Raw genomic sequence first — 12,479 nt, forward strand, 5'->3', positions numbered from 1 at the left:
GTCAGTTCAGGCTCGCCGCGAGGCTCGAACCGTCATTCTCTCCGATTACTTGGCCGCGTGTGCTCGCAACCGGTGCCTTCTCGGAGCGTGAGGCCTTCGGAAAGACCGACAGGCTCAGCAGATAGCCGATCACCGCGCTGCCGCCATAACCTACCAAAGGCGTCGGATAATTGCCGAGCGCCGCGGCGGCGATGATCGCAAGCCAGATTGTGCCGAACAGGACAGAGGCATGGCGATGACCCTGACCCCATCCGCTGATGGCGGGGACAAGAAGCAGCGCCGCTCCGCCGACGACGGCGATTCCGGCCAAGGGATGGACGTCGAACGCCGAATAGAAAATGCCGTCCACATAGGGCATCGCCGGCAGGCCGTCGGGCCGCAGCACCGTCACGGCGAAACAGGCAATGGCACCCAGCAAGCCCGCCGCAGACCAAGGATCGCGACTCCAAAGAGCGAGCGCGGCCAGGCTCGCGGCGAGGGCACCCGCCATGGCGCGATCGGGCTGGATCGCGAGCGCGACGGCGGCGAGAAGAGCGCCCGCCATCGCCAGCGGCTCCCGCGTGCGGGCGAGAAGGACGACCAGCATCGGCAGCAGGATCAGGCTGGGCTGTATCAATATTGGCCCAAGCTTCGCCCAGCGTGTCGCGCCTTCGCCCGAGACGCCGAACAAAGCTGTCGCCATCAGGGCCAGGCCGATGGCCAACGCCACCGGGGCATTGCGAAGCCGTGCGGGCAGCTGGTCGACCGCCGCGAACAGCAGCAACCCGATCAGCAAAGCCGCTCCATTGACGAACGGATATCGCCCCGGGGCGCCGGCGGCCATCATATAGGCGATACCCGATCCGACGGCCGCGACGGCGCAGGCGATGCCGACGGACCGCATATCCTTCAGCAAGCCGGTCATCATCTTATCCCCCCAAGAACGCCACGGATCATCCCGCCGGCGTCAGCTTCAGCAGCCGTCCACCCGATCCCTCGTCCTCATCCTCCAGCAGCCAGATCGCACCGTCCGGGCCCTGCTCGACCTCGCGGATGCGCTGGCCCATGTCCCAGCGGTCGCCGACCTTGGCATTGGTGCCGTCCAGATCGATGCGCAAGAGCGCCTGGCCCGAGAGGCCGCCCATCAAGGCGTCGCCCCGCCATTGGGGAAACATGTCGCCGGAATAGACGATGAGGCCGGCGGGCGAGACGACCGGCGTCCAGGTGATCTTCGGCGCGGCGAATTCGGGCCTCGTGTCGTGGTCGGGTATCTCCCTGCCGTCATAATGGTCGCCGTTGGAGACGATCGGATAGCCGTAATTCCTTCCCCTCTCGATCAGGTTGAACTCATCTCCGCCGGCCGGACCCATTTCATGCTCCCACAGCCGCCCCTCGGCGTCGAACGCGATCCCGAGCGGGTTGCGGTGGCCCAGCGTCCAGATCTGCGCGGTGACGCGGCCCTGATCGTAGAAGGGATTGTCGCCCGGCACACCGCCGGCGTCGGTCAGGCGGATGATCTTGCCGAGAGTGGCGTTCCTGTCCTGCGCCGGGTCGAATTTCTGCCGGTCTCCGTTGGAGATGAAGAGGAATCCGTCGGGCGAGAAAGCGAGGCGGTGGCCGTAATGGCCGCGACCGGTGACCTTGGGCTCCTGCCGCCAGATCACCTGCATGTCGTCGATCCGGGCGGTTTCGCCCATCAGGATCAGCTTGCCGCGCCCGACGGCGGCGCCGCGCGTGTCGCCTTCGCCGGCTTCGGCCCAGCTCAGATAGATGAAATTGTTATTCGCGAAATCCGGGTGAAGGACGACGTCACCGAGGCCGCCCTGGCCGCCATAATCGACGGCCGGGACGCCCGGCACCTCGGAGACGGGGCCGCCGTCGTTCCACAGCATCAGCCGGCCCTTCTTCTCGGTGATGAGCGCCTGGCCGGTGGCGGGGATGAAGGTCATCGCCCAAGGCTCCTCGAACTGGGCGATATCCTGCACCTGGAACGGCCGCTCGCCGGGCGCAGAGGTCGGAGCGGGCTGGGCCGCCGAAGCGTTGGTGGCGGTGCTTTCCGACGGGTTGCAGGCGGCGAGCAGAATGGCTGTCGTGACGAGGAGGAGAGAGCGCATCGGGGAACCTCCGAATTGGGGCTTGTCGCGAAACGAACCTTTCCGTGTCCGCGCTGTTGCGTCAAGGTGGACGCGCCCGATCGGGATATGAGATGCCGAGAGAAAGTCACCGTCGGGTGGCCCTGCTGTCGCTCGCGACGGCGGTTCCTCCCCACATCCTCCAGCAGGAGGAGGCGAAGGCGCTTGCCCGCGCCTTGTTCGGCCTCAGGATGCGCCTGTTCGAGCAATTGGAGCCCGTGTTCGACAATGCGGGCATCGCCAGGCGCCACATCGTCCGCCCGGTGGAATGGTATCATGGCGATCATGGCTGGAAGGCGCGCAACCATGTCTATCTGGAGGCGGCCGAGGCGCTGTACGTCGAGGCGGCGCGCGGGGCGCTGGATCGGGCCGGGATCGAGGCCGGCGAGGTGGATTGCCTGGTCACCGTCTCGACCACCGGCATCGCCACGCCCAGCCTGGAGGCGCGGGTAGCGGGAAAGATGGGCTTTCGCGCCGATGCCGAGCGGGTGCCGCTGTTCGGCCTTGGCTGCGCGGGCGGGGTCAGCGGTCTGGCGACGGCGGCGCGTCTCGCGGCGGCGAGGGAGAACACGACAATCCTGTTCGTCACCGTCGAACTTTGCTCGACCTCGATCCGGCTCGACAAGCTCTCCAAGGCGAACATCGTCGCGACCGCTTTGTTCGGCGACGGTGCCGCCGCGTGCCTGCTCCGTTCCGGCGAGAGCGAGGGCTTGGCGAAGATCGAAGGCGGCGGCGAGCTGTTGTGGCCGGACTCTCTCGGCATCATGGGTTGGGAGGTCGAGGACCCTGGCCTCGGCGTGATCTTCGACCGCGCCATTCCGCCTTTCGTCGAGGAACATATGGCCGAGGCCGTCGAGCGCATTCTGGGGAAGACGGGGATCGACCGCGACCGGATCGGCCGCTTCACCTGCCATCCGGGCGGGGCGAAGGTGATTGCCGCCCTCGAGGCGAGCCTGGAGCTGGCCGAGGGCACGCTCGATCATGAACGAGGCGTGCTCCGTGATTTTGGCAACATGTCCGCGCCGACGGTGCTGTTCGTACTGGAGCGGCTGCTGCAAGCGGGCATGCCGGCGCGGACCCTGCTGCTCGCGCTGGGGCCGGGTTTCACGGTCAGCGGGCTTTCGCTGGCGCGGGCATGAGCGCGGCCGTCGTCATTCTGGCGCTGGTGACCGCGCAGCGGCTGGCCGAGCTGGCGCTGGCCCGCCGCAACACGAGGGCGCTGCTCGCGCGCGGTGCCCATGAGGTCGGCGCCGGGCATTATCCGCTGATCGTGACGGTTCACGCGCTCTGGCTGGCCTCGCTCTGGTGGCTCGCTCCGGGCGAGGCGATCGACTGGCCGCTGATCGGCCTGTTCCTGATACTCCAGCTCGCTCGCCTCTGGGTGCTGGCGACACTTAAGGAAAGGTGGACGACCCGAGTCATCGTCCTGCCGGGCGAACCGTTGGTGACCGGTGGTCCCTTCCGCTTCGTGCGCCATCCGAATTACGCCATCGTCGTCGCAGAGATCGCCGTCCTGCCGCTCGCCTTCGCCTTGTGGGAGGTCGCGGCCGTCTTCACCGTCCTCAACGCGGCGGTGCTGGCGGTCCGGATCCGGGCCGAGGAACGCGCGCTTGGCAGTGACCGCCTTTCCCCCTAGCGTCGCCCGATGAAAAGGATCGTGCTCCCGTTCGCTTTGCTCGCCCTCGCGGCCTGCGCCCCCGAAAACGATGCCGCCGCCAACAACGAAGCTGAACCCGTGGCGGTCGCGGATAGCGAAGCCGACCGCTTCTTCGCCAACCTCTCCGCCTTGTGCGGCAAGGCTTTTGAGGGGCGGGTCGTGTCGGACGAAGCCGCCGACGAGGATATGCGCAGCGCCCGCCTCGTCATGCACGTCCGCGAATGCAGTGACGACGTGATCCGCATCCCCTTCCATGTCGGCGAGGATCGTTCGCGCACCTGGGTCATCTCGCGCACCGACACCGGCCTCCGCCTCAAGCACGACCACCGCCACGAGGACGGCAGCGAGGATGTGCTCACCCAATATGGCGGCGACACCGCCACGCCCGGCACCGCGACCCGGCAGGAATTCCCGGTCGATCAATTCTCCAAGGATTTGTTCAACCGCGAGGATGCGGCGGTCTCCACCACCAATGTCTGGGCGATGGAATTCGAGCCCGGCCGCATTTTCGCCTACGAGCTGAGGCGCCCGAACCGCTATCTCCGCGCCGAATTCGACCTGACTCAGGCGGCCGAGGCGCCTCCGCCGCCCTGGGGTGCGGAGTAGAGCCGGGTCGAGGGATTCTGTCGGAAGCGTGGAGCAGGCGCCTTTTTTTGACCGGCCGCGCGCTCTTGGCGAGGGATTGGCGGTTAATCGCTTGCTCCCGCACTTGCTCCGGCCTATATAGCCCCTGCCTTTCTCGACATCGGTAACAATGTTGAGGCTGGTCCCAGGGGTGGGGCCGGCGCCGGAGGCCTTTGGCTATTGGAGCGCGCGTGGCGGATATCGCCTTACTGACCAGGTTGATCGAGCCGGAGGCGGAGGCCGAGGGGCTGGCGCTGGTGCGCGTCAAGATGACCGGCGGCAAATCCGATCCCACCTTGCAGGTGATGGCCGAGCGGCCCGATACGCGGCAATTGACGCTCGACGATTGCGCGCGGCTGTCGCGGCGGCTGTCGGACATGCTCGACGCGCTGGAGGCGGAGGGGCGCGACCCGATCGAGGAGGCCTATCGGCTCGAGGTCAGCTCGCCGGGGATCGACCGGCCGCTGACCCGGCTCGCCGATTATGACGACTGGAAGGGGCACGAAGCACGGATCGCCCTCGTCGAACCGCTCCAGGGCCGCAAGCAATTGAGCGGCGACCTGATCGGCGTCGAAGGCGACAATGTCCGGATCGACGTGAAAGGCCTCGGCGAAACGACGGTGCCCCTTTCCGACATTCGCAACGCCAAGTTGCTGATCACCGACAAACTCATTCAGGCGACCGCTCCGCTCAGCGCGGAAGGCGCCGATTCCATCAGAGTAGAAGGACAGGAATAAGACATGGCCAGCAACGCAGCAGCCTCTGGCGCGCCGGGCGCCATTTCCGCCAACAAGGCGGAGCTGATCGCGATCGCCGACGCCGTCGCGCGCGAGAAACTGATCGACAAGGCGATCGTCATCGAGGCGATGGAGGACGCGATCCAGCGCGCCGCGCGCTCGCGCTACGGCGCCGAGAACGACATTCGCGCCAAGCTCGACCCCGTCTCGGGCGACCTCAGGCTGTGGCGCGTCGTCGAGGTGACCGAAGAGGTCGACGATCATTTCAAGCAGGTCAGCCTCAAGGATGCCGAGAAGCTCCAGCCGGGCGCGGTCGTCGGCGACTATATCGTCGACCCGCTGCCGCCGATCGAATTCGGCCGCATTGCCGCCCAGGCCGCCAAGCAGGTCATCTTCCAGAAGGTCCGCGACGCCGAGCGCGAGCGGCAATATGAAGAGTTCAAGGATCGCGCCAGCGAGATCATCACCGGCGTGGTGAAGCGCGTCGAGTTCGGCCATGTCGTCGTCGATCTGGGCCGCGCCGAGGGCGTCATCCGCCGCGACCAGCAGATCCCGCGCGAGGTTGTGCGCGTCGGCGACCGGACCCGCTCGCTGATCCTCTCCGTCCGCCGCGAAAATCGCGGGCCTCAGATTTTCCTCAGCCGCGCCCACCCCGATTTCATGAAGAAGTTGTTCGCGCAGGAAGTGCCGGAAATCTACGACGGCATCATCGAGATCAAGGCGGCCGCCCGCGACCCCGGCAGCCGCGCGAAAATCGGCGTCATCAGCCACGACAGCTCGATCGACCCGGTCGGCGCCTGCGTCGGCATGAAGGGGTCGCGGGTCCAGGCGGTCGTCCAGGAAATGCAGGGCGAGAAGATCGACATCATTCCCTGGTCCGACGATCTCGCCACCTTCGTCGTCAACGCATTGCAGCCGGCGACCGTCGCGCGCGTCGTCATCGACGAGGAGGAGAGCCGGATCGAAGTGGTGGTGCCGGACGACCAGCTCAGCCTCGCCATCGGCCGCCGCGGCCAGAATGTCCGCCTCGCCAGCCAGCTCACCGGCTCGGCGATCGACATCATGACCGAGGCCGACGCCAGCGAGAAGCGCCAGCGCGAATTCGTCGAGCGTTCGGAGATGTTCCAGAACGAGCTGGACGTCGACGAGACGCTGGCCCAGCTGCTGGTCGCCGAGGGTTTCGGCGCGCTCGAAGAGGTCGCTTATGTCCAGGCCGAGGAGATCAGCTCGATCGAAGGCTTCGACGAGGAACTGGCCGCCGAGCTCCAGAACCGCGCGACCGAGGCGCTGGAGCGCCGTGAGGAAGCGAGCCGGCAGGAACGCAAGGAATTGGGAGTCGAGGACGCCCTCGCGGATATGCCTTACCTCACCGAAGCGATGCTGGTGACCCTGGGCAAGGCAGGCATCAAGACGCTCGACGACCTCGCCGACCTTGCCACCGACGAGCTCGTCCAGAAGAAGAAGCCGGAACAGCGCCGCCAGCGGGAATCGAACCGGTCCGAGGACAAGGGCGGAATCCTCACCGATTACGGCCTCAGCGACGAACAGGGCAACGAGATCATCATGGCCGCCCGCGCCCACTGGTTCGACGACGAATCGACGGACAATGCCGGGGAGGACGCTGTTGCGGAAACCTCCCAATGAGCGGCTGACGAGTCAGCCGCGAACCCCGGCGAAAGCCGGGGGCCAAGATAGAGAAAGAACTGGACCCCGGCCTTCGCCGGGGAACAGCCATATGCCCGAACGCAAGTGCATCCTTTCCGGAGAGCATGGCGGGCGGGATGATCTCATCCGCCTCGCGTTGGGGCCGGACGGCCAAGTCGCGCCCGACGTCCGGGCGAAGGCGCCGGGGCGCGGCGCATGGATCGGCGTCGATCGGGCGGCGCTCGAAGCGGCGAAGGCCAAGGGCCGGCTGAAGGGCGCGCTCGCCCGTGCCTTCAAGACAGGCGAGATCGCCATTCCCGCCGACCTCGGCGAGCGGATCGAGGCCGCGCTGCGCCAGAATGCGCTGGACCGGCTGGGGCTTGAAGCACGGGCCGGCACCCTGCTGACCGGCAGCGAAAAGATCGAAACGGCGGCGAGAAGAGGCGAGGTACGCCTCCTCATCCACGCCTCCGACGCGGCCGGGGATGGCAGCCGCAAGCTCGACCAGGCCCTGAGAGTCGGGGCCGGCTCGGACAAGAGCGAGAGCCAAGGGGTGGTTTTCCCTGCGGAAAGGTCCATATTGTCGTTGGCGCTGGGGCGTCAGAATGTGGTACATATCGCATTGATCGACCGAGCTGCCGCTGCGCGTGTCAGGCACGCGATCGACAGGTGGCGCGCTTTTATCGGACCTGATGATGGGCTAAGCGCCACGGCGGCGGCAACGCCGGGTGCATCGGCTATGAATGGACACGAAGGATAGTATGAGCGAGACGACAGACAAGCCGAAACTCGGAGCGCGCGCGCCGCTGGGGATCAAGCGCACGGTGGAAACCGGCAAGGTGAAGCAGAGCTTCAGCCATGGCCGGTCGAATACCGTCGTGGTCGAAGTGAAGAAGCGCCGCATCCTTGGACGTCCCGGCGAGGCCGAGGCGCCCAAGGTCGAGGAGGCTCCCGCGCCGGAAGCGCCCGTCGCCAAGGCATCGCCCGCGCCTGAACCGGCGCCCACGCCCAAGCCGCCCGCGCGGCCGATAAACGATGCGCTCTCGCGCCGCGAGCTTCAGGAAAAGCTGCTTCGCGAGGCCGAGGAAGCCCGCATGACCGCGCTCGAGGAAGCGCGCCGGCGCGAGGACCGCCAGGCGCAGCAGAGCTCCGTCGAGGAGCGCCGCCGCGCCGAGGAAAATCGCCGCGCCGAGGAAGAAGCTCGCGTCAAGGCCGAGGAGGAAGCGCGCCTCGCCGCCGAGGAAGCCGAACGCGCCGCGTCGCAGCCGCCGGTCGCCGACGTGCCCGCGCCAGCCGCCGAGGACGAGGACGAGCGTCGCGGCGGTCATGGCCGTGCCAAGCACGCCCCCGCCGCCAAGCGGCCTGAGCCGACGCGTCCCGCTCGTGGGGCGCGCGACGATCGCCGCCAGTCGGGCAAGCTCACCGTCAGCCGCGCCCTCAATGATGGCGACGGCGGCGCCCGCGCCCGCTCGCTCGCCGCGCTGAAACGCGCCCGCGAGAAGGAAAAGCGCCACCATCAGCAGGCCGGCCCCTCGGCCAAGCAGTATCGCGACGTCGCGGTGCCCGAGGCGATCACCGTGCAGGAACTCGCCAAGCGCATGGGCGAGCGCGGCGCCGATCTCGTCAAGTCGCTGTTCAAGCTCGGAATGCCGGTCACCGTCACCGAGTCGATCGATCAGGACACCGCCGAGCTGCTGGTCGAGGAGTTCGGCCACCGCATCAATCGCGTCTCCGAAGCGGATGTCGAACTCGGCATCGCCGGCGACGAGGATGCGCCCGAGACGCTCAAGGCGCGTCCGCCGGTCGTGACCATCATGGGCCATGTCGACCACGGCAAGACCTCTTTGCTCGACGCCATTCGCGGCGCCGACGTGGTCTCCGGCGAATCCGGCGGCATCACCCAGCATATCGGCGCCTATCAGGTGAGCCTGCCCGACAAGTCGAAGGTGAGCTTCCTCGACACGCCGGGCCACGAGGCCTTCACCGAGATGCGCGCCCGGGGCGCCAACGTCACCGACATCGTCATCCTGGTGGTGGCGGCCGACGATGGCCTGAAACCCCAGACGATCGAGGCGATCAACCACACCAAGGCGGCCGGCGTGCCGATGATCGTGGCGATCAACAAGATCGACAAGAATGGAGCCAACCCGCAGAAGGTGCGCGAGGAATTGCTCCAGCACGAGATCATCGTCGAGGATATGGGCGGCGACGTGCAGGATGTCGAAGTCTCCGCGCTCAAGAAGACCAATCTCGACAAATTGCTCGAGGCGATCGCGCTGCAGGCGGAATTGCTCGAGCTGAAGGCCAATCCCGATCGTCCGGCCGAGGCCACGGTGATCGAGGCCAAGCTCGACAAGGGCCGCGGTCCGCTCGCCACCGTGCTCGTCCAGCGCGGCACGCTTCGGGTCGGCGACATCTTCGTCGTCGGCGCCGCCAGCGGCAAGGTCCGCGCGATGATCGACGACAAGGGCCGCCAGGTGAAGGAAGCCGGCCCGTCGGTTCCGGTCGAGGTGCTCGGCCTCTCCGCCGTCCCGTCGGCGGGCGACCCCTTCTCTGTCGTTGAAAACGACGCCCGTGCGCGCGAGGTCGCCGCCTATCGCCAGACCATTCTCGATCGCAAGCGCACCGCGACGGCGCCGGTCAACCTGGAGAATATATTCGCCGCCAAGAGCGACAAGGTCGTCGAATTCCCGCTCGTCATCAAGGCGGACGTGCAAGGTTCGGTCGAGGCGATCGTCAATGCCGTCAACCGCATCTCGAACGAGGACATCAAGGTCCGCGTCCTGCATTCGGGCGTCGGCGGCATCACCGAGAGCGACGTCACCCTGGCGGGAGCATCGGGCGCGCCGATCATCGGCTTCAACGTCCGCCCCAACGCCAAGGCGCGCGAGATCGCCGAGCGCAACAAGGTGGAGCTGCAATATTACGACGTCATCTACCACCTGACCGATGCGGTGCGTTCGGCGATGGCGGGCGAATTGGGTCCGCTGATGATCGAGAATGTCGTCGGCCGCGCCGAGATCCGCGAGGTCTTCTCGGCCGGCAAGCACGGCAAGGCGGCCGGCCTGCTGGTGACGGAAGGTGTGCTCCGCAAGGCTCTGAAGGCGCGCATCACGCGCGACGACGTCATCATCTACAATGGCGAGATCGCGTCGCTCAGGCGCTTCAAGGACGATGTGGCCGAGGTCCGCGCCGGGCTCGAATGCGGCGTGACGTTCACCCAGAACTTCACCGACATCAAGCCGGGCGATTTCCTCGAGACGTTCGAAGTCGAGGAACGCGAGCGGACTTTGTGAACTAAAGCGTCACCCCGGCGAAAGCCGGAATCTCGTCGTGAAGGGCTGCGACCTTTCTCCACGAGATTCCGGCTCTCGCCGGAATGACGGCAGGGTGAAGGTCATGCGACACACTGAATCCACCGAAGGCCGCTCGGTGCGCCTGCTTCGCGTCGGCGAGCAGGTGCGTCATGCCCTATCGGAGATACTGATGCGCGGCGACGTGCATGACGAATTGCTGGCGACCCACCCGGTCTCGGTGACCGAAGTGCGGATGTCGCCCGATCTTCGCCATGCCACCGTGTTCGTGAAGCCCTTGCTCGGCGCGGACGAAGAAGCCGTGCTGAAGGCGCTGCGCGTCCACGACCGTTACTTGAAGACCGAGGTCGCGCGGCGGGTGAATACCAAATATGCGGCGCGTCTGAAATTCCTGCTCGACGAGAGCTTCGACGAGGGGGGGCATATCGATCGCCTTCTCCGTTCGCCCAAGGTTGCCGCCGATCTCAAGGGGGACGACGAAGCGTGAACCTCGCCGCGCCGATGCGGGACGATGCGCTGCGGCTGGAGGCTCTTTGCGAAGATCATCGCGCCGCGCTTCGCGCCGCCTGCGCCGAGGATTCGGAAATCTGGCCGATCTACGCCATTTCCTACGATGCCGATCATTTCAATGCGAGCTTCGACGCCTTGCTCCGCCGCGCCGATGGCCAGGCATTCGCCATCCACGACGGCGAGAGACTGATCGGGATGAGCGCCTATATCGGCATCGAGCCCGAGCGCGGCGTACTGGAGATCGGCAATACCTATTATGTGCCGGAGATGCGCGGCACCGGCCTCAATGCGCGGGTCAAGGATCTGATGATCCAACGCGCGATCGATTCCGGGTTCCGGCGGATCGAGTTTCGAGTCGACGCCCGGAACCAGCGCTCGCAGGCGGCGATGGCCAAGCTCGGCGCGGTACGCGAAGGCGTGATACGCGCGGAACGGATCACCTGGACCGGCCATGTGCGCGACACAATTTTGTTCTCGATCCTGGCGAGCGAATGGCCCTCCACGGCTGGCTGATCGTCGACAAGCCGGTCGGGCCGGGGTCGACCCAGATCGTGTCGGCGGTGAAGCGCGCATTGAAGGCGGGCGGCTATCCGAAGGTGAAGGTAGGACATGGCGGCACGCTCGATCCGCTGGCGAGCGGCGTGCTGCCGGTGGCGCTGGGCGAGGCGACCAAGCTCGCCGGGCGGATGCTGGACAGCGACAAGGTCTATGACTTCACCATCGGCTTCGGGACGGAGACGAGCACCCTCGACGCGGAAGGGGAAGTGGTCGCCACTTCCGAAATACGGCCGACGCTGGCGCAGGTGGAAATGGTCCTGCCGGACTTTACCGGCGCGATCGAGCAGGTGCCGCCCGCTTATTCGGCGCTGATGGTGGACGGGAAGCGCGCTTACGACCGAGCACGGGCCGGCGAAGACGTGGACATGAAGATGCGAAAGGTCACCATCCACAGCCTCATGATCCGTCATTCCCGCGAAAGCGGGAATCCCGCTTCTTCCGCCGCTTCCGCCCCTGACGAGGAAGAAGAGCGGGATCCCCGCTTTCGCGGGGATGACGTGGTGGGCCAGATCACCCTCACCGCGCGCGTCTCCAAGGGCACCTATATCCGCTCGCTCGCGCGCGACATCGCCCGCGCGCTTGGCACCGTCGGCTCTGTCACCATGTTGCGCAGGACCAAAGCCGGCCCCTTCGGCCTCTCCCGGGCAATTTCGCTGGACAAATTGGGCGAAGCCGCTATGGCCCGCCAGCTTGAACACACCCTCCTGCCGCTGACGGCGGGGCTGGACGACATCCCGGCTCTCCCCGTCACCCCCGATCAGGCAGGAGCGCTCCGCCAGGGGCGCAAGTTGATCGGGATCGCCGCAGCACCCGGCCTCCACCTTGCGACCGACGCTGATGTTGCGGTCGCTCTGGTCGAGCTTTCCCAAGGGGAAGTCCGGGTGGTGCGCGGTTTCAATATGATGATGTCGAAGGAAGCAACATGACGATTACCGCGGAACGCAAGGCCGAACTGATCACCGAACATGGCCGCCAGGAAGGCGACACGGGAAGTCCCGAAGTTCAGGTTTCGATCCTCACCGAGCGCATCAACAACCTCACCGACCATTTCAAGACCCACGCCAAGGACAATCATTCGCGCCGTGGCTTGCTGATGATGGTCAACAAGCGCCGCTCCCTCCTCGACTTTCTGAAGAAAGAGGATGCGGACCGCTACACCGCTCTCATCGCGAAGCTTGGCCTTCGCAAATAATAAAGACGGCCCCCATTGCGGGGCCGTCTCTCGTTTCGGGCGCCCGCAATTCGGCGGGCCCGAAAAGGACCAGCTAGGTCCGGCGCGGCGGGCGAAAGCGCCTCCCGTATAGACCACCGGCCGCATCCGGCC

The 12,479-nt window shown here is 66.4% G+C and carries 13 protein-coding genes; 11 read left to right on the forward strand and 2 right to left on the reverse strand.

Translation table 11 applies throughout. From position 1 onward, the window contains the following. Position 1: 1 nt before the first annotated feature. Both ACFQRC_RS13540 and ACFQRC_RS13545 read right to left on the reverse strand, forming a co-directional pair. Complete coding sequence (locus tag ACFQRC_RS13540) at positions 2-907, reverse strand: FtsW/RodA/SpoVE family cell cycle protein (protein WP_379962130.1); 906 nt, start codon at positions 905-907, stop codon at positions 2-4. Positions 908-932: 25 nt separating this feature from the next. Continuing rightward, positions 933-2,093: a PQQ-dependent sugar dehydrogenase gene (locus tag ACFQRC_RS13545; RefSeq protein WP_379962132.1), complete on the reverse strand. Its 1,161-nt coding sequence runs from the start codon at positions 2,091-2,093 to the stop codon at positions 933-935. A 92-nt stretch (positions 2,094-2,185) separates the two neighbouring features. Between ACFQRC_RS13545 and ACFQRC_RS13550 the strand changes: the two genes are divergently transcribed. The 11 genes from ACFQRC_RS13550 (at position 2,186) to rpsO (ending at position 12,347) form a co-directional block, all read left to right on the forward strand. Further along, positions 2,186-3,250 (forward strand): type III polyketide synthase, encoded by a 1,065-nt coding sequence (locus tag ACFQRC_RS13550; RefSeq protein WP_379962134.1) that lies wholly within the window; start codon positions 2,186-2,188, stop codon positions 3,248-3,250. After that, on the forward strand, positions 3,247-3,747 hold the full coding sequence (locus tag ACFQRC_RS13555) for an isoprenylcysteine carboxyl methyltransferase family protein (RefSeq protein WP_379962136.1): 501 nt from the start codon (positions 3,247-3,249) through the stop codon (positions 3,745-3,747). The genes ACFQRC_RS13550 and ACFQRC_RS13555 overlap by 4 nt, the downstream gene beginning before the upstream one ends. Before the next feature lie 9 nt (positions 3,748-3,756). Continuing rightward, positions 3,757-4,374, forward strand: a complete 618-nt coding sequence (locus ACFQRC_RS13560) for a hypothetical protein (RefSeq protein WP_379962138.1) — start codon at positions 3,757-3,759, stop codon at positions 4,372-4,374. A gap of 209 nt (positions 4,375-4,583) precedes the next feature. Beyond that, positions 4,584-5,129: a ribosome maturation protein RimP gene (gene rimP / locus ACFQRC_RS13565; RefSeq protein WP_379962140.1), complete on the forward strand. Its 546-nt coding sequence runs from the start codon at positions 4,584-4,586 to the stop codon at positions 5,127-5,129. 3 nt (positions 5,130-5,132) lie between these two features. Continuing rightward, positions 5,133-6,773 (forward strand): transcription termination factor NusA, encoded by a 1,641-nt coding sequence (gene nusA / locus ACFQRC_RS13570; protein ID WP_379962142.1) that lies wholly within the window; start codon positions 5,133-5,135, stop codon positions 6,771-6,773. 91 nt (positions 6,774-6,864) lie between these two features. Next, positions 6,865-7,533 carry a DUF448 domain-containing protein gene (locus tag ACFQRC_RS13575; RefSeq protein ID WP_379962144.1) on the forward strand — a complete coding sequence of 223 codons (669 nt, stop codon included), beginning with the start codon at positions 6,865-6,867 and terminating at the stop codon, positions 7,531-7,533. Between the two features lies 1 nt (position 7,534). After that, complete coding sequence (gene infB / locus ACFQRC_RS13580) at positions 7,535-10,069, forward strand: translation initiation factor IF-2 (RefSeq protein WP_379962146.1); 2,535 nt, start codon at positions 7,535-7,537, stop codon at positions 10,067-10,069. Positions 10,070-10,172: 103 nt separating this feature from the next. Then, positions 10,173-10,574, forward strand: a complete 402-nt coding sequence (gene rbfA / locus ACFQRC_RS13585; protein WP_379962148.1) for a 30S ribosome-binding factor RbfA — start codon at positions 10,173-10,175, stop codon at positions 10,572-10,574. After that, the gene (locus ACFQRC_RS13590; RefSeq protein WP_379962150.1) at positions 10,571-11,110 is read left to right on the forward strand and encodes a GNAT family N-acetyltransferase; all 540 of its coding nucleotides are present in this window, start codon (positions 10,571-10,573) and stop codon (positions 11,108-11,110) included. Before rbfA ends, ACFQRC_RS13590 begins: the two co-directional genes overlap by 4 nt. Beyond that, positions 11,089-12,081 (forward strand): tRNA pseudouridine(55) synthase TruB, encoded by a 993-nt coding sequence (gene truB / locus ACFQRC_RS13595; protein ID WP_379962152.1) that lies wholly within the window; start codon positions 11,089-11,091, stop codon positions 12,079-12,081. The genes ACFQRC_RS13590 and truB overlap by 22 nt, the downstream gene beginning before the upstream one ends. Next, positions 12,078-12,347, forward strand: a complete 270-nt coding sequence (gene rpsO / locus ACFQRC_RS13600; RefSeq protein ID WP_379962154.1) for a 30S ribosomal protein S15 — start codon at positions 12,078-12,080, stop codon at positions 12,345-12,347. Before truB ends, rpsO begins: the two co-directional genes overlap by 4 nt. Positions 12,348-12,479 lie beyond the last annotated feature (132 nt).

Origin of the sequence: Enterovirga sp. GCM10030262 (assembly GCF_042666435.1) — a bacterium.
Classification (GTDB): domain Bacteria; phylum Pseudomonadota; class Alphaproteobacteria; order Sphingomonadales; family Sphingomonadaceae; genus Allosphingosinicella.

Bases quoted from the DNA above. Each gene is read 5' to 3' on its own strand.
- ACFQRC_RS13550 (WP_379962134.1), top strand. From the start codon at position 2,186: ATGCCGAGAGAAAGTCACCGTCGGGTGGCCCTGCTGTCGCTCGCGACG.
- truB (WP_379962152.1), top strand. From the start codon at position 11,089: ATGGCCCTCCACGGCTGGCTGATCGTCGACAAGCCGGTCGGGCCGGGG.
- rpsO (WP_379962154.1), top strand. From the start codon at position 12,078: ATGACGATTACCGCGGAACGCAAGGCCGAACTGATCACCGAACATGGC.
- rbfA (WP_379962148.1), top strand. From the start codon at position 10,173: ATGCGACACACTGAATCCACCGAAGGCCGCTCGGTGCGCCTGCTTCGC.
- ACFQRC_RS13540 (WP_379962130.1), bottom strand. From the start codon at position 907: ATGATGACCGGCTTGCTGAAGGATATGCGGTCCGTCGGCATCGCCTGC.
- ACFQRC_RS13575 (WP_379962144.1), top strand. From the start codon at position 6,865: ATGCCCGAACGCAAGTGCATCCTTTCCGGAGAGCATGGCGGGCGGGAT.
- ACFQRC_RS13545 (WP_379962132.1), bottom strand. From the start codon at position 2,093: ATGCGCTCTCTCCTCCTCGTCACGACAGCCATTCTGCTCGCCGCCTGC.
- infB (WP_379962146.1), top strand. From the start codon at position 7,535: ATGAGCGAGACGACAGACAAGCCGAAACTCGGAGCGCGCGCGCCGCTG.
- ACFQRC_RS13555 (WP_379962136.1), top strand. From the start codon at position 3,247: ATGAGCGCGGCCGTCGTCATTCTGGCGCTGGTGACCGCGCAGCGGCTG.
- nusA (WP_379962142.1), top strand. From the start codon at position 5,133: ATGGCCAGCAACGCAGCAGCCTCTGGCGCGCCGGGCGCCATTTCCGCC.
- ACFQRC_RS13560 (WP_379962138.1), top strand. From the start codon at position 3,757: ATGAAAAGGATCGTGCTCCCGTTCGCTTTGCTCGCCCTCGCGGCCTGC.